We start from the raw sequence: 17,900 nt of genomic DNA, 5'->3' as shown, positions 1-17,900 counted from the left end.
CCGGGCCGGCCACCCGGTACGGCCGGACGGGTGGTGTCGCTCCGCCAGTCGGACGGCGGGTGCGGGGCGAACGGTTGCGGCGCCCCGGGCCGGATGCGGGTGCGGTCAGGTCGCGGTCGCGGGGGCGCGCCAGAGGCCGGTGATCGCGTCGATGAGCCCGTCCGCGTAGGCGTCCCAGTCGGCGTGGACGGTGGGAGTGCCGTCGGCGAGCGCGCGTTCCCGCTCGGCGAGCGTGTGCACCATCAGCTGCCGTGCCATGTCGCCGCGTTCGAGTCGGACGGCGGGCGGCAGATCGGGCAGGCACCGGTTGAGGCCGTCGAGGCTGTTCACGATGGACGGGCCGAACGCCTCGTCGATCATCAACTCGCGCAGGACGGGGTCGGTCATCAGCTGGGCGGCGAACCGCGCGTACCAGGTCGGGGCGCCCAGGCAGCTCAGGTGCTGGGCGCCCGGCCGGACCAGGCAGGCCACCCAGTCCCGCACCTCGCGCGAGGCGCCGGCCCTGGCCAGCATGCGCACCCGCAGCGCGTCGATCGGCTCGGCGTGCCGGCGGACGATGGCCCGGATCAGGTCGGTCTTGGTGCCGAAGTGGTAGCCGACCGCGGCGTTGTTGCCCTGCCCGGCCGCCTCGCTGATCTGCCGGTTGGAGACGACGAACACGCCGTGCTCGGCGAACAGGCGCTCCGCCGCGGCGAGGATGGCCTCCCGGGTCTCCGCGGAACGGGCGGCCTTGACGGACCCCTTCACCACCGGACCGGCACCTCGCACAGGCCGCCGACGACCAGCCCCTCGATACGGCGCAACGCGTCCGGGGCCACGGCCAGTTCGAGGCTGGGCAGTCGGCGCAGCAGCACGTCGAGCACGACCTGGAGTTCGGTGCGGGCGAGTGCCTGGCCCAGGCAGGAGTGCGGGCCGGCGCCGAAGGCGAGGTGGGCGTTGGGGCTGCGGTCCAGGCTCATCCCCGCGGCGCCGGCGAACGCCTCCTCGTCGCGGTTGGCCGCGGCCATGCTGCACACCAGTGTCGTGCCGCGGGCCAGCACGGTCCCGCCGACCTCGATGTCCTCCGTGACGTAACGGGGCATGCCGAAGCCGGAGTTGGCGTCGAACCGCAGCACCTCCTCCACCGCGGTGCGCACCAACGAGCGGTCGGCGACCAGGCGCTCCCACCGGCGGCGGTCGGCGAGCAGCATCGCCAGCATCTTGCCGATCATGTTGGCCGTGGTCTCGTGGCCGGCGATCAGCAGTGCCTGGCCGGTGGCGGCGAGTTGGTCGTCGGTCAGCCGCCCGCCGTCGGCGTCGGTCGTGGTGAGCAGCGAGCTGAGCAGGTCCTCTCCCGGTTCGGCGCGCCTGGCCTCCAGATGCCCGGCCATATAGGCGTGGAAGTCCCGCTGGGCGGCGTCGATCTCGTGCTGCCCGTAGCGGTCGAGGTTGAGCAGCACGTCGGACCAGCGGGAGAACCGGTCCCGGTCGGTTTCGGGGACACCGAGCAGATCGCAGATGACCCATACCGGCAGCGGGAAGCCGATGCTCGCCTTGAGGTCGGCGGGGGGCCCGTGCGCCACCATCTCGTCGAGCCGGCGGGTGCAGCGGGGGTCGGACAGCACCTGCTTGACGTCGGCGTAGCGGGTGAGCAGCGCGGCCCGGTCACCGCTGGGCAGGGTGACCGGAGCCACCGGGCAGGCGGCGCGCAGTTCCGCCCACTCCGCGGGCGCCTCCAACGCACCCGGTACGGCCGGCGGATAGGCCCGTGCGGGGCCGCCGTTGTCGTGGCTCACCACCGTCTCCCTTCGTCCTGGGGTCGGGGAGCAGTCAACGCCGGGCCCGTTCGTAAGTCAAGCAACTGACTTACATCTGGGGCGGCTTGGTCATCTCAACTGTTCGAGTGCACTCCGGGGGAGGTCGTCGTTTCGGGGGCGCGCGCCCGATACCCTCCGCGCCATGGGGATCTTCGCCGACGAAGCGCGGTCGCGGCTGGCGAACCTGCTACGTATGGCAGGGAACAGCGAGCGGGACCGGGCGCTGATCATCGCCTATGTGGAGTCCACGCCCGAGCCGCCGCCGCTCGGGCCGCGCGGCATCCACACCAGCGGCTGCCCGCAGTGCTGGAACACCATGTGGGGCCAGCGCGATCGGGACGGGCGTCCGATCGCCGTCTGCGCGCGGTGCGGATTCGTCAAGGAGGCCGACAGTGGACTGTCCTGACTGCGGCTTGCCGATGCTGGAGCCGGGGCCGCAGAGTAACCGGCACTGCTGTTATCGATGTGGTCGCGTCGCGGCGACGGGTGAGACCGCGGACGACATCACCATTCGTGAGCGGGGCCGGCAAGAGGCGTTCGTCCTGCTCGACTACGCGATGGCGCTGCGCGGCGGGTGCCGCACGCGCTCCCCGATGGAGGATCTGACCATGGGCCAGCTCATTCAGACCCGAGGCTGCGGCAAGTGCGGCGGCACCATGTACCGGACGGTGGAGACCGACGAGGACGGGAATCCCACGCAGGAGAGCCAGTTCGTCTGCTCCGCCTGCGGGCACGTGGAGTGAGGAGACGTCAGTTGCGCCCCGGGCGCGGGGCGTTCGTGGGGTGGGCGAGGTCAAAGGGACGGGGGTAGGGACCCGGCGCGAAGGGGCGGTAGCGAGCCGGGGAGCCGGGGTCGATTCGGCGGGCCTCGGCGTTGAGGGCGGTGGCTCCGGTGTCGCCCCAGTGGCCGGTGGTGATCCGCCGGTCGACGGTGTGCAGCGCGGCGACCCGCTCGGCGGGGGTGAAGGTGCAGTGGCCGGCGTTGTCCACGTAGGCGTGGCGCAGGAGGCCGGTGGTGCCGGCGGTGGCCGCCGTGCGCCGGTAGGCGCTTTCGGACTGGACGGGGATCAGGGCGTCACCGGTGGTGTGGATGTCGAGTTGGGGTGTGCGGAGCCTGCCGGTGAAGGCGATGTTCTCGGCCATGTAGGCGACGGCCGCGGGGTCGGCGCCGAGCCTGGGGGCCTGCTCCAGCGTGGCGAGATCGTGGGCGAGGGACAGTCCGGCGGCCTGGTAGAGGGCCTTGACCTCCTGGTGGTCGGCGGAGTGGCGGAGCATGGCGGTGTAGTTCACGCCGGTGTTCCACGACATGTTGCCGCCGGCTCGGCGTTCGGCCTCCTGGCGCCAGACGAACGCGGGCATGGCCATCAGGCCGGTCAGCGCCTGGTACTGGTTGACCTGTTGGGCCGGGTAGTCGGTGGGGCGGGGACGCGGCTGGGCCGGGTCGTTCCAGCCGGGGATGTTGTGCAGGGCGGCGGCCAGGGCGGTCCGGGCGCGACCGGTGGCGCTGCCCTGGGCCCGGGTGACGACGCGGGTCAGGGCCCGTGCCGCGGCGCGGGCACGGGCCGGGTCGCGCAGGCCGGTCAGCGGGATGTCCGCGCCGGGGGCGAGCAGCGTCTTCAGGGCGAAGACCGGGTCGAGGGTGGAGTTCCAGTTGGCGACGCCGCCTTGGACCAGGCCGCAGGTGGACAGTGACCCGTCGATGCGGTCGGGGTGGCGTTCGGCGAGGGCGGTGGTCACCAGGCCGCCGTAGGACTGGCCCCAGGCGAGGGTGCGGCGGGCCCTGCCGACCTTCGTGGCGAAGGTGTCGAGGGTGGCGAGCTGGTCGGGCACGGCCTGTTCGACGGCCCAGCCGGTGGTGGCGTAGGAGGAACCGGCGAGCGCGTAGCCCTCGGCGAGGAGCAGCTTCCTGGTGGTGTCGTCGGGAGCGTCCTGGGCCGGATTGTCGGTGCCCGACGGACGGTATCCGTGGCTGAAGAGCAGCAGGGTGCCGCGCCAGTGGGCCGGTACGTCGAGCACGTAGCCGGCGCCGGAGGCCAGCGTGCCTTCGAGGTGGACGGGCTGCCCGGCGGCGTGCGCCGGTGCGGTGGCGCCGAGGGTGCCGGCGGCGAGCAGGGCGGCGGCCAGGACGGCGGCGCCGCGCGGGGCGGGGGTGCGGTGCTTCACGGGCGGACTTCCTCCTCGGTCGGAACTGCGGGAGGGACGGTGGCCGCGGCGTTGCGGCCCGCGCGCGTCAGATCAGGCCGGATCAGGCCGGGTCGGGCCGATCCGGGTCGGGGTCCGAGGTGCGCAGCAGGAGCGCGTGCAGGGTGCGCCGTTGGTCCTCGGACAGCGGTTGGAGCAGTTCGTCGGTGACCCGACGGCTCATCAGGTCGGTGTCGCGCAGGAACGCCCGGCCGTCGTCGGTGAGGACCACGATGCGACTGCGCCGGTCGCCGGGTGCGGGGCGGCGCTCGACGAATCCGAGGGCCGCCAGGTCGTCGACGAGGCCGACGATGGCGCTGGGGTCGTAGCCGAGGCGGGTGCTCAACTCGCGTTGCGGAGCGCCCTCGACGGTGGCGAGGTAGCGCAGCAGTGCGTAGTGGCGCAGCCGCACCCCGGACTCCTGGAGCGCGGCGTTGAACAGCTGCCCGGAGCGCAGGCCGAGCCGGTAGAGGAGATAGCCGGTGTCGGAGTGCAGGCCCCGCATCCAGGGTTGGTCGGCGTCGACGGGTTCCGGCTTGCGGGCGTGCGGTCGCTGGCTGGTGATGGCGTGCTCCCTGTTCGAGGCCCCCGGGGACCGGTGCGCGGTGCGTGTGCCCAGCATGGCGAAAACTGATGTCGCCGACAACCATTGACGTCAACAATTATTGGTCTTAGCTTCCAGATGGCGGTTCGGCGCGGATCGAGCCCGGCTCTCCGGCGCCGCCGCCGGATTGTGCAACTCCCCGCTCAGAGAAGGGACTTACCGTGTCGCACCCCTCATCCGTCGATCTCACCGGCAAGGTCGCCGTGGTCACCGGCTCCGGCCGCGGGCTCGGTCTCGCCTACGCCACCGCGCTCGCCGCGGCGGGCGCCGCCGTCGTCGTCAACGACCTCGACGCCGCCGTCGCCCGACGGGCGGTTGCCACCCTCGCCGAGGCGGGCGGGAAGGCGGTCGCCGAGACCGTGGCGGTCGGGACCGCCGAGGCCGCCGACCGACTGGTCGCCCGCGCCGTGGACACCTTCGGCCGGCTGGACGTACTGGTCACCAACGCCGGCATCCTGCGCGACCGGATGCTGTGGAAGATGACCGACGACGACTTCGACGCCGTCGTCACCACGCATCTGCGGGGCACCTTCACCTGCGCCCGGGCCGCCGCCGTCCGCATGCGCGCACAGGGCGAGGGCGGCAGCCTGGTGCTGGTCGGCTCGCCCGCGGGCCAGCGCGGCAACGTCGGGCAGACCAACTACGCGGCGGCCAAGGCCGGTATCGCGGCCATGGCCCGCACCTGGTCGATGGAACTGGCCAGATCGGGCATCACCGTCAACGCCGTCGTGCCGGTCGCCGCCACCGCCATGACCGAGACCATCCCCGCGTTCGCCCCGTACGTCGAGGCGATGCGGCGCGGCGAGCCGCTGCCGGACGCGCTGCGCAAGGGCGAGGGGTTCGGCACCCCCGAGGACTGCGCCGCCCTCGTGCCCTTCCTCGCCTCCGACGCGGCCCGCGGGATCACCGGACAGTGCCTCGGCATCGGCGGGGACAAGCTCACCCTGTGGTCGCACCCGCAGGAGGTCGCGACCGCGTACGCCGACGGCGGTTGGACCCCGGAGACGATCGCCGCCGCCTGGTCCACCTCGGTCGGCCGCACCCCGCAGACCGTCGGCATCCCCGCCCCCCGGCTCCCGGAGACCCGATGACCGGCATCGATCTGGCCTCGCTCACCGCGATCGACGTGCACACCCACTGCGAGGTCTCCGCCCGCGGGCGGGCATCGCTGCCGGCCGAGCTGCACGACGCCTCCAGCGCGTACTTCAAGGTCCGGGGTGCCCGGAAACCGACGCTCCAGGAGACGGCGGCCTACTACCGGGAGCGCAGCATGGCCGCGGTGATCTTCACGGTGGACGCCGAACACGCCACCGGCACCGCCCCGGTGCCCAACGAGGAGGTCGCCGAGGCCGCCGCCGCCCACCCCGACGTGCTGATCCCGTTCGCGTCCATCGACCCCTTCCGGGGCCGCGCCGGAGTGCGGCAGGCCCGCCGCCTGGTCGAGGAGTACGGCGTGCGGGGCTTCAAGTTCCACCCCAGCATCCAGGGGTTCTTCCCCAACGACCGGCTCGCCTACGGCCTCTACGAGGTGATCGAGGAGACCGGCACCATCGCGCTGTTCCACACCGGCCAGACCGGCATCGGGGCCGGCGTCCCGGGTGGCGGTGGCATCCGGCTGAAGTACTCCAACCCGCTGCACGTCGACGACGTCGCCGTCGACTTCCCGCATCTGAAGGTCATCCTGGCCCATCCGTCGTTCCCGTGGCAGGACGAGGCGCTGGCCGTGGCCACCCACAAACCGGGCGTCCACATCGACCTGTCCGGATGGTCGCCGAAGTACTTCCCGCCCCAACTGGTCCGGTACGCCAACTCGTTGCTCCAGGACAAGGTGCTCTTCGGCTCCGACTTCCCGGTGCTGACGCCGGACCGTTGGCTCGCCGACTTCGCCGACCTCCCGATCAAGGACGCGGTCCGCCCGAAGATCCTCAAGACCAATGCCGCCCGGCTGCTGGGACTCACCGGCTCCGGCTCCTGAAGGGGGACGTGATGCGCAACGACGGACTGGGGTCCTGGCCCGCCCGCCGGGCCCGCAAGACCCCGCACCGCACCGCCCTGCTCCACGGCTCCACCACCGTCACCCACGGCGAGCTCCACCAGCGCACCACCCGCCTCGCCCACGCCCTGCGGGCCGCCGGTCTCCGCCGCGGCGACCGCGTCGCCTACCTCGGCCCCAACCACCCCTCCTTCCTCGAAACCCTCTTCGCCGCCGGCCTGCTCGGCACGGCCTTCGTCCCGCTCAACACCCGCCTGACCGCCCCCGAACTCACCCACCAGATACGGGATTCCGGCGCCGCCGCCCTGCTCCACTCCCCCGGCTGCGCCCCGCTCGCGGATGCGGTCCGCGCCGCGACCGGCCTGCGGACGGTCCTGCCGGCCGCCGGTCCCGCGTACGAGGACCTGCTCGCCGCCGCCCCCACCACCCCGATCGACGAACCCGTCACCCACGACGACCTCGCCCTCCTCATGTACACCTCCGGGACGACCGGCCGTCCCAAGGGCGCGATGCTCACCCACGGCAACCTCACCTGGAACGCCGTCAACGTCCTGGTCGACCTCGATCTGCTGGCCGACGAGACCGCCCTGGTGGCCGCGCCGCTGTTCCACACCGCGGCGCTGAACATGCTCGCCCTGCCGGTCCTCCTCAAGGGCGGCCGCTGCGTACTGGTGGAGTCCTTCGACCCGGGCGGCACCCTCGACCTGGTCGAACGGCACCAGGTCACCGCCATGTTCGGGGTGCCGACCATGTTCGACCGGATCGCCCGGCACCCGCGCTGGGCGACGGCCAACCTGTCCAGCCTCCGCCTCCTCAACTGCGGCGGCTCGCCCGTCCCCACCCCCCTCATCGCCGCCTATCAGGCGCGCGGCCTGACCTTCCGGCAGGGCTACGGCATGACCGAGGCGGCCCCCGGCACCCTCTTCCTGGACGCCGAACACGCGGTGGCCAAGGCCGGCTCCGCCGGAGTGCCGCACTTCTTCACCGACGTACGCGTCGTCCGGCCCGACCTGAGCCCGGTGGACGTCGGGGAGACCGGCGAGGTGGTGGTCCGCGGCCCGCACGTCATGCCGGGCTACTGGGGACGGCCGGAGGAGACCGCCGCCGCCTTCACCGACGGCTGGTTCCGCACCGGCGACGCCGCCCGGATCGACGCCGACGGGTACCTCACCATCGTCGACCGGATCAAGGACGTGATCATCTCGGGCGGCGAGAACGTGTACCCCGCCGAGGTGGAGGACGCCCTGCTCGCCCACCCCGACATCGCCGAGTGCGCCGTCATCGGCGTGCCCGACGCGACATGGGGCGAAGCGCCCCGGGCACTCGTCGTCCCGCGCCCCGGCACCACGCCCCGCCCGGACGACCTGCTCGCCTCGCTCCGCGGACGGCTCGCCAAGTACAAGATCCCCAAGTCCCTCGTGCTGGTGGCCGAACTGCCCCGCACCAGCGCCGGAAAGCTCCTCAAACACCGGCTCCGCGCCGAGCACGGCAACGCCTGACCACCCCACCACCCGCGTTCAGGAGACCTCCATGACCGTCACCGTCAACGGACTCGACGCCCTCAAGCGGCTCGCCGGCAGCGCTCTGGGCACCAGCGACTGGATCACCGTCACCCAGGACCGGATCAACGGCTTCGCCGACGCCACCGACGACCACCAGTGGATCCATGTGGACCCCGAGCGGGCCGAGGACGGCCCGTTCGGGACGCCGATCGCGCACGGCCATCTGACGCTCGCGCTCTTCATCCCGCTGTTCACCGGGCTCCTCGACGTCCACGGCGTCGCCACCAAGGTCAACTACGGGCTGAACAAGGTACGGTTCCCCGCGCCCGTCCCGGTGGGCTCCCGGCTGCGGCTCGCGGCGCGACTGACCGCCGTCGACGACGTGCCCGGCGGCGTCCAGGTCACCGTCGACGGCACCGTCGAGATCGAGGGTGGGACGAAGCCGGCCTGCGTCCTGCAGAGCCTGTCCCGCTTCTACGCCTGACGCCCGCCGCGGCGGGGCGGGCGGGGCCGCTCAGTCCTTGCGGCCCGTGACGGCCACCGTCACGCCCAGGCCGATCATCGTGAGCCCGCCGGCCCCGCCGACCAGCGAGAGCCGCCGGGGCGACCGGGCGAACCACGTCCGCGCGGTGGCCGCGACCAGTCCCCACACGCTGTCGGAGGCCATCGCGATGACGTTGAAGACCAGTCCGAGCAGCAGCATCTGCCCGGCGACGTGCCCCTGGCCGCGGTCGACGAACTGCGGCAGCACCGCGGCGAAGAACACGATGGTCTTGGGGTTGGCCACCCCGACCGCGAAGCCCTCCCAGAGCGTCCGCAGACCGCTCCGCTCGACCGTGTCGGGGTGGAAGACGGCCTGCAGCGAGCGGCGTTGCCGCCATGCCTTGATGCCCAGGTGGACCAGATAGGCGGCGCCGGCCAGTTTCAGCACCGTGAAGACCACGACGGAGCGCTCCACGACGGCCCCGATCCCCAGGGCCACGGCCACGATGAGCACATAGGCGCCCAGGGTGTTGCCCACCACCGTCGTCAGCGCGGCGCGCCGCCCCTGCGCCAGCGCCCGCCCGATCACGAACAGCACGCTGGGCCCCGGGACCACGATCAGCAGGAAGGACATGGCCGCGAAGGCCAGTATCCGGTCGGCAGACACCATGGCGCCCATGTAAGCACGGGCACCTTGCGCCCGTCAGTGCCTTTGTGCACGGGGCGGCTCACGCTCGGGTGAGCGCGCGGTCGGTGAGGGCCGCCGCCGCGCCCGTGTAGTGGCCGGGGTCGGTGAGGGAGGCCAGGTCCAGTCCCGCTAGGGCCGGTTCGGCCGAGAGAGCCTCGGCCAGGGTCCCGCCACCACGACGGATGGTGTCCGCGGCTTCGGTCAGCAGGCGGCGGGCGCGGGCCCGGCCCAGCCGGGCGGCGAGGACCGCGGTCAGCCGCTCCGACACCACCAGTCCGCCGGTCAGGTCCAGGTTCACGCGCATCCGGTCGGGGTGCACGCGCAGGCCCGCGACGAGTTCCGCGGCGTCCCGGGCCGCTCCCCCGGCCAGGCGCAGCAGGTCCCGCAGGGTCTCCCACTCGGCGTGCCAGGCGCCGGCGGGCCGCTCGTCCTCCGCGGCGACCGCGCCGTGGAGCACCGCCGCCAGCGCGGGCGCCCGGCGCGCGGCGGCGGCCAGGAGCGTGGCCCGGACCGGGTTCGCCTTGTGCGGCATGGCCGACGATCCGCCGCCGGCGCCCTCGCTCACCTCGCCGATCTCGGTGCGGGAGAGGACCAGCACATCGGCGGCGAGCTTGCCGAGTGCCCCGACGGCGAAGGCGAGGGCGCCGGCCAGATCGGCGACGGGGGTGCGCAGGGCGTGCCAGGGCAACACGGGCTCGGCCAGGGCGACTTCGCGGGCGTAGGCACCGAGCAGGCGCACCGCCACGTCCGGCAGTGCCGCCCCCTCGGCTTCGGCGTAGGCGTGGAAGGCCGCCAAGGTGCCGGCGGCGCCGCCCAGTTGGGCCGGCAGGGAGCGCCGCACCGCGGTGAGCCGGTCCCGGGCGTCCAGCACCAGGCCGCGCCAGCCCGCGGCCTTGAGCCCGAAGGTCGTCGGGACGGCGTGCTGGGTGAGGGTGCGGCCGGGCATGGGGGTGGCGCGGTGCCGGGCGGCGAGGCGGGCCAGCGTCCCGGCGGTGCGTTCCAGATCGGCCGTGATCGGCCGCATCGTGCGGTCGGCGACCAGCATCGACGCGGTGTCGAGGATGTCCTGGCTGGTGGCGCCGCGGTGCACATAGGGCGCATCGGCGGCGGGCACCGCCGCGGTCAGTGCGGCGACCAGCGGGATGACCGGGTTGCCGCCGGCGCGCCCGCGCAGCGCGAGCTCGCGGGCGTCGAACCGGTCGGCGCTGGCGGCCTCGGTGACCGCGCGGGCCGCCGCGTCGGGCGCCAGGCCGAGGGTCGCCTGGGCCCGGGTGAGGGCCGCCTCGGCGTCCAGCATCGCCTGGAGGAACGCGGTGTCGCCGGTGGTCGCCTCGGCCGTCGAGCCCACCCGCACCGGGTCGAGCAGGCCGACGTCGTCGGCGCCGCGATGTGCGGCGCGACCGCCCCCGCCGTCCGCGTCCTGCCGGCCGGCCCGGTCATCACGTTCGTCACGGTCGTCACTCATGCGCACTCCAGGAGGACCGGCGCGGGCGGCGCACAGGAGGTCGTCACGTCAGCGGCCCTCCTCGATCCAGGTGGCGGTGGGGCCGTCGAGAACGATGTCCCAGTGGTAGCCGAGGGACCATTCCGGTGCCGACAGGTCGTGCGCGTAGCGGGCGACGAGCCGTTGCCGTGCGGCGTCGTCGGTGACGGACTGCAGGATCGGGTCGTGGCGGAAGAGGGGGTCACCGGGGAAGTACATCTGCGTGATGAGCCGCTGGGTGAACGCGGTCCCGAAGAGCGAGAAGTGGATGTGGGCGGGCCGCCAGGCTCCGGTGTGGTTCCGCCAGGGGTACGCACCCGGCTTGATGGTGGTGAAGGCGTAGCCGCCGTCGTCATCGGTGAGCACCCGGCCGACGCCGGTGAAGTTCGGGTCGAGCGGCGCCGGGTGCTGATCGCGCTGGTGGGCATAGCGCCCGGCGGCGTTGGCCTGCCAGATCTCGATCAGCTGGCCGCGTACGGGGCGACCGGACCGGTCCAGCAGCCGGCCGCTGACGGTGATCCGTTCGCCGAGCGGTGCGCCCCGGTGCTGGCGGGTCAGGTCGCAGTCGAGCTCGGTGACGTCGGTCCGGCCGAAGGCGGGCGAGGCCAGTTCGACGGCCTCGGGATCCTGTCGCACCGCCACCTCGACCAGCGGCTGCCGGGGGTGGCGCAGCGCGCTGGACCGGTACGGCGGGTAGCTCCGGGCCGGATGCGGCGTGCGCGGGGCACCTTCGGCGACGGCCTTCTCGTACGCCGCCCGTTCCCGCGCGATCTCGCGGTCGATCTCGCCTTGCGTAGCTGCCGCGGGTGCTGCCATGGGTACTGAACTCCCTTGCTTCCGTGGCTCGTTGGCTTGATGCTGTGCTGACCGGCGGCCGGATTCCACCGTCTCGACGCTCCGGTCGGGCGTCGTCGGGCGACGGTCACGCCCGACGCGGAATCCGGAGCGGCGCGGCCGTCTTCGCCGCGATCTCCTCGACCGTGACACCAGGCGCTCGTTCGACGAGGACGAAGCCGTCCGGGCCGATGTCGAACACACCGAGATCGGTGATGATCCGGTCGACGCAGGCCCGTCCGGTCAGCGGGAGCGAGCACTCCGCGACGAGTTTTGCCGCACCGTCCTTGGCCGTGTGGGTCATCGCGACGAGGACGGTGCGGGCGCCGTGCACGAGATCCATGGCACCGCCGATACCGGTGATCATCTTGCCGGGGACGGCCCAGTTGGCGAGGTCTCCGTGCCGGGACACCTGCATGGCACCGAGCACCGCGACGTCGATGTGGCCGCCGCGGATCATGCCGAAAGAGAGCGCGGAGTCGAAGTAGGCGGCGCCGGGCAGGACCGTGACCGTCTCCTTGCCGGCGTTGATGAGGTCGGGGTCGAGCTGCTCCTCGGTGGGGTACGGCCCGGTCCCCAGGACCCCGTTCTCCGACTCCAGGACCACTTCCACCCCGTCGGGCAGGTAGTTGGAGATGAGGGTGGGCAGCCCGATGCCGAGGTTGACGTACTGACCGTCCGTCAGCTCCCGGGCCGCCCGCGCGGCCATCTCCTCACGGGTCCACGGCATCAGCGCCTCCCCCTCCCCTCGGTTTCCGGTGCGGCGACGGTGCGCCGTTCGATCTGCTTGTCGGCGGCCTGTTCCGGGGTGAGCGCCACCACCCGCTGGACGAAGATGCCCGGCAGATGGACCTGGTCCGGATCGATCTCGCCGGGCTCGACCAGCTGCTCCACCTCGGCGAGGGTGATCCGTCCGGCCATCGCCGCGAGGGGGTTGAAGTTCCGGGCGGACTTGGCGAAGACCAGGTTGCCGTGCCGGTCCCCTTTGGCGGCCCGGACGAGCGCGAAGTCGGTGCGGATCCCCCGCTCCAGCACGTAGCGACGCCCGTCGAACTCCCGCACCTCCTTGGGCGGCGAGGCCACCGCGACCCCGCCCGCACCGTCGTACCGCCAGGGCAGCCCCCCGTCGGCGACCTGGGTGCCGACGCCGGCGGGGGTGTAGAAGGCGGGTATGCCGGCGCCGCCGGCGCGCAGCCGCTCGGCGAGCGTGCCCTGCGGGATCAGTTCGACCTCCAACTCGCCGGCCAGGTAGCGGCGGGCGAATTCCTGGTTGGCGCCGATGTACGAGCCGGTGACGCGGGCGATCCGGCCCGCGGCGAGCAGCACCGCCAACCCCCGCTCCATCGCACCGCAGTTGTTCGAGACGACGCCGAGGCCGCCGACCCCCGTCTCGTGCACGGCGCCGAGGAGCACCTCAGGCACGCCGCTGAGCCCGAAGCCGCCGACGGCCAACGATGCCCCGTCGCACACATCGGCCACCGCCTCGGCGGCCGAGGCCACCACTTTGTCCATCCGCCACCCCTCCCGCTCCACATAATCAGTGCACTGACTATCTCTGGCAGTTCAGCAGCGTGGCATGATGAGTTGCCGCGAGCAAGACCCTCAGTGCTATGAGCATCGGCGAGAGGAACAGGAACTCATCGTGCCCGCGCTCGACCTGAGCACCCACCCCGGCCATCTGGCCCGGCGGCTGCAGCAGGCGCACACGCTGCTGTGGACCACGATCGTGTCGGAGGACGTCACGTCCCCGCAGTTCGCCGTACTGAACACACTGGTCGGCGAGGACGGCCTCGACCAGCGGACGGTGGGCGAGCGGGTCGGCCTGGACCGCTCCACCATCGCCGAGGTGGTCCGCCGCCTGGCCGCCCGAGGGCTGCTCGACAAGGTCCGCGACGCCAGGGACGGCCGGCGCGCCGTGCTCCGCCTCACCGCGGAGGGCACCGCGCTGCACCGCAGACTCTCCGGACGCACCGCCCGGATGAACCAGATCTTCCTGGCGCCCTTGAGCCCCCAAGAGCGGTCCACGTTCCTGGAATTGCTGCAACGGGTCTCCGACGCGGCCGAGGAACTGCGCGACCCCGCCGCCCGGTCGCCGGACGAGCCGGCACCGTGAGCCACCGGAACGGCCCGGACCACGAACGACGAGGCCCGCCCCGTCCCTGACCGGAGCGACCGGAAGGGACGTGGCGGGCCCATCGCCTGGACACCGCGGCTCACATGGCCAAACGAGATCGCCTTAGCGCTTGCCGCCCTTGTGGTGATGGCGGTGGTGCTTCTCGGCGTTGACGCAGATGTTGCCGAAGGCCGGGTTCAACACCGCCACGACGTTGACGGTGTTGCCGCACAAGTTGATGGGAACGTGCACCGGGATCTGGATGAGGTTGCCCGAAATGACGCCGGGCGAACGGACGGCGGCGCCGCCCGCGTGGGCGTCGGCGAACGCAGCCGAACTCCCGCCCAGTGCGGTTCCGGCCGCGAGCGCAGCCATGGCGGTAATCCGAGTGATCCGTGACATTCCGAACCTTTCGATCAAACCAAGCGACCCACTGCCGCTCACTGACCTTCCCTTCGGCATGCAGACCGCCACCATTAGGGCAACAGCCAACAATTCCCCCTTTCGCGTCGTTTCGACCACACCGGCCTCGTCCTGCACAACCGCCGGATCGTCCGTCCCCACCCGTCAACCCACCATCGAGGCGTGGCAGTACGCGCACGTGGTGGCGCCGGAGGTCTCGGCGTGACGACCGCAGTCGGGGCACACCTCGCCCAGCCGGCACGCGGCCTCGCCGCCCTCCTCCCGCAGGCCACCCGACGTGCCGATCCGTAAGTGCCGTGCCAGCACCCTGGCGTGGCTGAGGTGTATCGGCGTGACGGCGGTCTGGAGGATCAGCGGCCCGCCGCACGCCAACCCGTGCAGGCGCCGAAGCCCCGCGGCGCGCACCGGCTCCCGCAGCTCGTGCTCGTAGCGGCGGGCGAACGCCGGATACCTGGCCTCCTGTACGCCGTACCACCGCCACAGCGCGGCCGACGGCGCGACGGCCGCCAGCCAGACATCCGGGCGGGTGATCCCGGACAGGCGCGCCAGGGGCAGACTTCGGTCGACCAGCACCCGGATACCGGGCCACGGCCGCGCGGCGGCGTACATCGATTCCGTCCAGACCCTGCGGGCGACCTCACCGACGGCCTGGCCATGACGTTCCGGTCGTTCCTCACCGCTCACCGGGCGAACTCCTTGTCATCGGGCGGCACTCCGAGTCATCAGGCGGCACCCTGAGGTTCTCATGCGCCGTTCGCGCCGCGGCGGACCCGCGCCCGGCCCGGCGGTCAGGCGTCGCCGGTGACTTCGCCGCCCACCGCGGCGTGCTGGGCGCGGGCCCGTCGCAGGGCGGCGTCGAAGTCGCGCTGGGTGTCGTCGCACCAGTGCAGCAGATCGGCAAGGACGCACTGCAAAGTCTCGCCAGGACTGCGCCGCCAGCCCTCGCCGGACAGCGTGTACGTCTGCAGGGCCTCGTTCACGCGCCGCACCGCCGCCTCGCGCCCACCCACACCGCTCATATCGCCTCTCCCTGTCTTCCGGTCCGCCTCTTCGCGCCGCCCGCCTGACCCTCCGTCACGCCGTGACCACGCCCGCCAAAAAGTGTAATGGAGTGCAGTTTTACAGTGCGATCCATTTTTTGCTGCCGCCCGAAGACACGCTGCCGCGCCGGCCACATCTGCCGTGCCGGCCACTCCTCCCGCCCTACCCCCCTCTGCTCTCGCCCTCAATCTCACTCCCGCCCTCGCCTACGACGTGCCCTTGGGCAGCCACCGGGCGGACACCCGGGCGCGGGCGGCGAGGTGCGTCACGTAGGCGTCGCGGACGTCGTCCGGGGTGCCGAACCCCGGCTCGTCGGTCAGCCATGCGTCCGGTACGGCGGCGGTGACCCGGCGGAGCAGCTGCGGGGTCACCCGGTGCGCCAGCTCGGCGTCCGCCGCTGCCATGTCGAGGTCGGGCGAGCCGAGTGCGTGCGACCGGAAGTCATACGCCTTGCCGACCGCATCCGCCGCGCTCTCCCACCGGTGGTGGAACACCAGCGACGCGCCGTGGTCGATGAGCCACAGACGGGGCTTGTGATGTCCGGAAGTCGGCCATGTCATGAGGTTCGAGCTGTGCACCGTACGGTCCACATTCGCGGTGAACGCGTCCAGCCAGAGGATCCTGGCGGCCTCCCACGGGTCGACACCGGGCGCGTCCGGCGTGAAGTCGGCGGCTCCCGGCAGATAGTCCATGCCGAGGTTGAGTCCCGCACTGGCGTGCAGCAGGTCCTGCACCTCCTGGTGCGGTTCCTCGGCGGCAACCGACGGATCGAAGTTCACCAGCACCAACTCCGGCACCCGCAGCCCGAGGTGACGCGCCAGTTCGCCCACGATGATCTCGGCGACGAGCGCCTTGCGCCCCTGCGCCGAGCCGGTGAACTTGACCACGTACATCCCCAAGTCGTCGGCCTCGACGACACCGGGGACGGAGCCGCCGCTCCGCAGCGGGGTCACATACCGCACGGCCGTCACCGTGCGCAGACCGTCCAAGGGTTTCTCCATACGTTCCCGCCTCTGCCCCGCTCACTGGTGCCCGCCGCACAAAAGTGAAATGCATTGCAAATATACAACGCGGTATATTTTGCGAGCTTGCGCGGGAGGGTCAGTCGCGACCGTGGGGATGAGTGAGCCAGGAAGCGGATCGATGACGGACCACGACGAGCGGCCTCCGTCCCTCACGGCTACCGCTACCGCTACGGCTCGACCGGCTCCGCATGCGACGCGAGCTGGAGCGCCGCGTCGTGGTCGTGGGTGGGGACGACTGTGGCGAAGTGGCGCGCCAGGTGCAGGCGGTGCAGGGTCTTGAAGGTGAGATCGCGGTCGACGTCAGCGAAATTGCCGGGGTAGCTGGCCTTTTGGCGAATCTCGTCGATCTGCAGCGAATGCCAGGCAGCATCGCCCGCCAACAGGATCCAGCCGCGCGGGGTGTGGGCGAGGATGCCGATACTGCCTGGGGTGTGGCCGGCGAGGTCGACCAGGACAACGCTGCCGTCGTCGAACAAGTCATGACTGCGGGTGAAGGTGAGGATCGGCGGGCCGTCGAGATCGTATTCGACGAGGGTGCGACCCTTCAGGGAATCGCGCACGCCGCCGACAGGAGCGACCGTGCCGTGTGAGATCCAGTCGTGCTCGACGCCGTGCAGATACACCGGCAGACCCGGCAGGTCGAGCAACCCGCATACGTGATCCCAGTGCGCGTGGGTCGGCAGCGCGAATTGCGGGGCGGGCAGATGCGGCTCGCGCTGCAGCGCGGTGATCGTCGGGATGGTGTCGACCGGCGGGCGAACGGCCATCCGCAGGACTCTCGGCAGCTGCGCGATGGCGCGCCGATCGGCGTCGGTGCAGAAGCCCGGATCGACGATGAAGGTCGCCTCGGGGTGTTGGATCACGAATGAGGTCAGCGAGTTGGCGACGCGGAGCGGCGAGAAGCGTCCCTCCGCGACAGCCACCGTCGGTACCGGCCGTGGTACCTGCGCCAATGAGGTCACCGTGACGGTGCGCTGAGCGGTGGGCAGTCCCGCATTGCCGAGGGAACGCAGGAACCGCTCGTCGGAACGCCGTGGTCGCAACATGCCGCGCACCGACCCGGCTGCCGTGGCGCAGCATTCGAACAGGCTGGGGGTGCGTACTGGATCAGACATGATGGAACGGTAAAACCTCATGTCGACGTGAAGTCAAGGACAGTTCCTTGAGCACCTTGCCGCCTGCAGTCACCGCATCATTGCCGAATGCTCAGACTTCACCAAGAAGGGTGAGCCGATGTCCGGCTGACCGAACAGCGCGTGGTCATCGCCCTTCGCGCCGCCCATGACATCCCGCCCAGGGACTACCGATACCAAGGCGCCAAGTGAGCCGGCGTCCTGTCCGGTGTCGGAGTGGGCGACTCAGGCCGCCAACGCCTCCTCCGGCAGGAACAAGGCCGGGCACCGCCTGCAGTACAGCGACCGCAACCACGCCGCCCGCGCATCCGCCGACGCCTGCGCCCGGTGCGACAACCAGAATCCCACACCCACCCCACCAGCCAGCAACGGCAGCCCCGCAGCCAACCCGCCCGTCACCAGCGCCACCACGCCCAACACGCCGGCCGCCGCGGGGAACAGCCACTGCCTGCCGTACTCGGCCGGCTCCCCGTACTTCTCCCGCAACTCCGAATCCGCCGGCAACGACCGGACGAACTCCGGCAGATGCAGGACCTGACTCGACTCCTTGCAGCGCGGACACGCGAACGCCATACGCCCTCCTCAGGTCAGAACACGCGAG

22 protein-coding genes are annotated in these 17,900 nt (G+C 72.0%); 7 read left to right on the top strand and 15 right to left on the bottom strand.

From position 1 onward, the window contains the following. Window positions 1-105 precede the first annotated feature (105 nt). Both MOV08_RS40600 and MOV08_RS40595 read right to left on the bottom strand, forming a co-directional pair. Window positions 106-750, bottom strand: coding sequence for a TetR/AcrR family transcriptional regulator (locus tag MOV08_RS40600; protein ID WP_275311198.1), 645 nt, complete (start codon window positions 748-750; stop codon window positions 106-108). Then, window positions 744-1,775, bottom strand: a complete 1,032-nt coding sequence (locus MOV08_RS40595; RefSeq protein ID WP_275311197.1) for a cytochrome P450 — start codon at window positions 1,773-1,775, stop codon at window positions 744-746. The genes MOV08_RS40600 and MOV08_RS40595 overlap by 7 nt, the downstream gene beginning before the upstream one ends. Before the next feature lie 163 nt (window positions 1,776-1,938). Between MOV08_RS40595 and MOV08_RS40590 the strand changes: the two genes are divergently transcribed. Together MOV08_RS40590 and MOV08_RS40585 are read left to right on the top strand one after the other, a co-directional pair. Next, window positions 1,939-2,202: a hypothetical protein gene (locus MOV08_RS40590; protein ID WP_275311196.1), complete on the top strand. Its 264-nt coding sequence runs from the start codon at window positions 1,939-1,941 to the stop codon at window positions 2,200-2,202. After that, entirely contained in the window at window positions 2,189-2,539 is a 351-nt protein-coding gene (locus MOV08_RS40585; protein WP_143179587.1) for a hypothetical protein, read from the top strand. The genes MOV08_RS40590 and MOV08_RS40585 overlap by 14 nt, the downstream gene beginning before the upstream one ends. Window positions 2,540-2,546: 7 nt before the next feature. Here the strand turns inward: MOV08_RS40585 and MOV08_RS40580 are convergent, their stop codons facing one another. Then, window positions 2,547-3,959, bottom strand: a complete 1,413-nt coding sequence (locus MOV08_RS40580) for an alpha/beta hydrolase family protein (protein ID WP_275311195.1) — start codon at window positions 3,957-3,959, stop codon at window positions 2,547-2,549. An 82-nt stretch (window positions 3,960-4,041) separates the two neighbouring features. Beyond that, window positions 4,042-4,599: a MarR family winged helix-turn-helix transcriptional regulator gene (locus MOV08_RS40575; RefSeq protein ID WP_420834256.1), complete on the bottom strand. Its 558-nt coding sequence runs from the start codon at window positions 4,597-4,599 to the stop codon at window positions 4,042-4,044. A 143-nt stretch (window positions 4,600-4,742) separates the two neighbouring features. On the opposite strand from MOV08_RS40575, the gene MOV08_RS40570 reads away from it, so the two are divergent. From MOV08_RS40570 to MOV08_RS40555, 4 genes are read left to right on the top strand one after another with little or no spacing between them, the layout of a single operon-like run. Further along, a complete protein-coding gene (locus MOV08_RS40570; RefSeq protein WP_039639260.1) occupies window positions 4,743-5,672 on the top strand; it encodes an SDR family NAD(P)-dependent oxidoreductase in 930 nt (309 codons plus the stop codon). Then, entirely contained in the window at window positions 5,669-6,556 is an 888-nt protein-coding gene (locus MOV08_RS40565) for an amidohydrolase family protein (RefSeq protein WP_203232649.1), read from the top strand. The genes MOV08_RS40570 and MOV08_RS40565 overlap by 4 nt, the downstream gene beginning before the upstream one ends. 11 nt (window positions 6,557-6,567) lie before the next feature. After that, window positions 6,568-8,073, top strand: a complete 1,506-nt coding sequence (locus MOV08_RS40560) for an acyl-CoA synthetase (RefSeq protein WP_275311194.1) — start codon at window positions 6,568-6,570, stop codon at window positions 8,071-8,073. Window positions 8,074-8,104: 31 nt separating this feature from the next. Further along, window positions 8,105-8,560, top strand: coding sequence for a MaoC family dehydratase (locus MOV08_RS40555; protein ID WP_039639258.1), 456 nt, complete (start codon window positions 8,105-8,107; stop codon window positions 8,558-8,560). A gap of 30 nt (window positions 8,561-8,590) precedes the next feature. Here the strand turns inward: MOV08_RS40555 and MOV08_RS40550 are convergent, their stop codons facing one another. The 5 genes from MOV08_RS40550 to MOV08_RS40530 all read right to left on the bottom strand — a co-directional run bounded on the left by MOV08_RS40550 (window position 8,591) and on the right by MOV08_RS40530 (window position 13,076). Then, window positions 8,591-9,229: a LysE family translocator gene (locus MOV08_RS40550; protein ID WP_275311193.1), complete on the bottom strand. Its 639-nt coding sequence runs from the start codon at window positions 9,227-9,229 to the stop codon at window positions 8,591-8,593. Between the two features lie 58 nt (window positions 9,230-9,287). Beyond that, on the bottom strand, window positions 9,288-10,712 hold the full coding sequence (pcaB, locus tag MOV08_RS40545; RefSeq protein WP_275311192.1) for a 3-carboxy-cis,cis-muconate cycloisomerase: 1,425 nt from the start codon (window positions 10,710-10,712) through the stop codon (window positions 9,288-9,290). 48 nt (window positions 10,713-10,760) lie between these two features. After that, a complete protein-coding gene (gene pcaH / locus MOV08_RS40540; RefSeq protein ID WP_275311190.1) occupies window positions 10,761-11,546 on the bottom strand; it encodes a protocatechuate 3,4-dioxygenase subunit beta in 786 nt (261 codons plus the stop codon). A gap of 106 nt (window positions 11,547-11,652) precedes the next feature. After that, window positions 11,653-12,294 (bottom strand): CoA transferase subunit B, encoded by a 642-nt coding sequence (locus MOV08_RS40535; protein ID WP_275311189.1) that lies wholly within the window; start codon window positions 12,292-12,294, stop codon window positions 11,653-11,655. Then, complete coding sequence (locus tag MOV08_RS40530) at window positions 12,294-13,076, bottom strand: CoA transferase subunit A (protein ID WP_275311188.1); 783 nt, start codon at window positions 13,074-13,076, stop codon at window positions 12,294-12,296. The genes MOV08_RS40535 and MOV08_RS40530 overlap by 1 nt, the downstream gene beginning before the upstream one ends. 130 nt (window positions 13,077-13,206) lie before the next feature. On the opposite strand from MOV08_RS40530, the gene MOV08_RS40525 reads away from it, so the two are divergent. Next, window positions 13,207-13,677, top strand: coding sequence for a MarR family winged helix-turn-helix transcriptional regulator (locus tag MOV08_RS40525; protein ID WP_039639254.1), 471 nt, complete (start codon window positions 13,207-13,209; stop codon window positions 13,675-13,677). Window positions 13,678-13,800: 123 nt separating this feature from the next. Here MOV08_RS40525 and MOV08_RS40520 read toward each other — a convergent pair whose 3' ends face one another. From MOV08_RS40520 to MOV08_RS40495, 6 genes are all read right to left on the bottom strand, one after another. Continuing rightward, on the bottom strand, window positions 13,801-14,079 hold the full coding sequence (locus MOV08_RS40520) for a chaplin (RefSeq protein WP_039639253.1): 279 nt from the start codon (window positions 14,077-14,079) through the stop codon (window positions 13,801-13,803). A gap of 165 nt (window positions 14,080-14,244) precedes the next feature. Continuing rightward, on the bottom strand, window positions 14,245-14,784 hold the full coding sequence (locus tag MOV08_RS40515) for a DUF488 domain-containing protein (protein WP_275311187.1): 540 nt from the start codon (window positions 14,782-14,784) through the stop codon (window positions 14,245-14,247). 104 nt (window positions 14,785-14,888) lie between these two features. Further along, complete coding sequence (locus MOV08_RS40510; RefSeq protein ID WP_275311185.1) at window positions 14,889-15,119, bottom strand: hypothetical protein; 231 nt, start codon at window positions 15,117-15,119, stop codon at window positions 14,889-14,891. Between the two features lie 228 nt (window positions 15,120-15,347). Further along, window positions 15,348-16,142 carry a HipA family kinase gene (locus tag MOV08_RS40505; RefSeq protein ID WP_275311184.1) on the bottom strand — a complete coding sequence of 265 codons (795 nt, stop codon included), beginning with the start codon at window positions 16,140-16,142 and terminating at the stop codon, window positions 15,348-15,350. A gap of 191 nt (window positions 16,143-16,333) precedes the next feature. Continuing rightward, window positions 16,334-17,281, bottom strand: coding sequence for an MBL fold metallo-hydrolase (locus MOV08_RS40500; RefSeq protein ID WP_275311182.1), 948 nt, complete (start codon window positions 17,279-17,281; stop codon window positions 16,334-16,336). 243 nt (window positions 17,282-17,524) lie between these two features. Next, a complete protein-coding gene (locus MOV08_RS40495) occupies window positions 17,525-17,872 on the bottom strand; it encodes a hypothetical protein (RefSeq protein WP_275311180.1) in 348 nt (115 codons plus the stop codon). Between the last annotated feature and the right edge of the window lie 28 nt (window positions 17,873-17,900).

This window comes from Streptomyces yunnanensis (genome assembly GCF_029011865.1).
GTDB lineage: Bacteria > Actinomycetota > Actinomycetes > Streptomycetales > Streptomycetaceae > Streptomyces > Streptomyces yunnanensis.
Note: the sequence above shows the minus strand (reverse complement) of the source record. Positions and strands in the feature narration are given on the sequence as shown.

Coding starts and splice junctions, on each gene's coding strand:
- MOV08_RS40575 (WP_420834256.1), bottom strand. CDS start 4,599: ATGCTGGGCACACGCACCGCGCACCGGTCCCCGGGGGCCTCGAACAGG.
- MOV08_RS40500 (WP_275311182.1), bottom strand. CDS start 17,281: ATGTCTGATCCAGTACGCACCCCCAGCCTGTTCGAATGCTGCGCCACG.
- MOV08_RS40565 (WP_203232649.1), top strand. CDS start 5,669: ATGACCGGCATCGATCTGGCCTCGCTCACCGCGATCGACGTGCACACC.
- MOV08_RS40495 (WP_275311180.1), bottom strand. CDS start 17,872: ATGGCGTTCGCGTGTCCGCGCTGCAAGGAGTCGAGTCAGGTCCTGCAT.
- MOV08_RS40590 (WP_275311196.1), top strand. CDS start 1,939: ATGGGGATCTTCGCCGACGAAGCGCGGTCGCGGCTGGCGAACCTGCTA.
- MOV08_RS40530 (WP_275311188.1), bottom strand. CDS start 13,076: ATGGACAAAGTGGTGGCCTCGGCCGCCGAGGCGGTGGCCGATGTGTGC.
- MOV08_RS40560 (WP_275311194.1), top strand. CDS start 6,568: ATGCGCAACGACGGACTGGGGTCCTGGCCCGCCCGCCGGGCCCGCAAG.
- MOV08_RS40555 (WP_039639258.1), top strand. CDS start 8,105: ATGACCGTCACCGTCAACGGACTCGACGCCCTCAAGCGGCTCGCCGGC.
- MOV08_RS40510 (WP_275311185.1), bottom strand. CDS start 15,119: ATGAGCGGTGTGGGTGGGCGCGAGGCGGCGGTGCGGCGCGTGAACGAG.
- MOV08_RS40550 (WP_275311193.1), bottom strand. CDS start 9,229: ATGGTGTCTGCCGACCGGATACTGGCCTTCGCGGCCATGTCCTTCCTG.
- pcaH (WP_275311190.1), bottom strand. CDS start 11,546: ATGGCAGCACCCGCGGCAGCTACGCAAGGCGAGATCGACCGCGAGATC.
- MOV08_RS40520 (WP_039639253.1), bottom strand. CDS start 14,079: ATGTCACGGATCACTCGGATTACCGCCATGGCTGCGCTCGCGGCCGGA.
- MOV08_RS40505 (WP_275311184.1), bottom strand. CDS start 16,142: ATGGAGAAACCCTTGGACGGTCTGCGCACGGTGACGGCCGTGCGGTAT.
- pcaB (WP_275311192.1), bottom strand. CDS start 10,712: ATGAGTGACGACCGTGACGAACGTGATGACCGGGCCGGCCGGCAGGAC.
- MOV08_RS40535 (WP_275311189.1), bottom strand. CDS start 12,294: ATGCCGTGGACCCGTGAGGAGATGGCCGCGCGGGCGGCCCGGGAGCTG.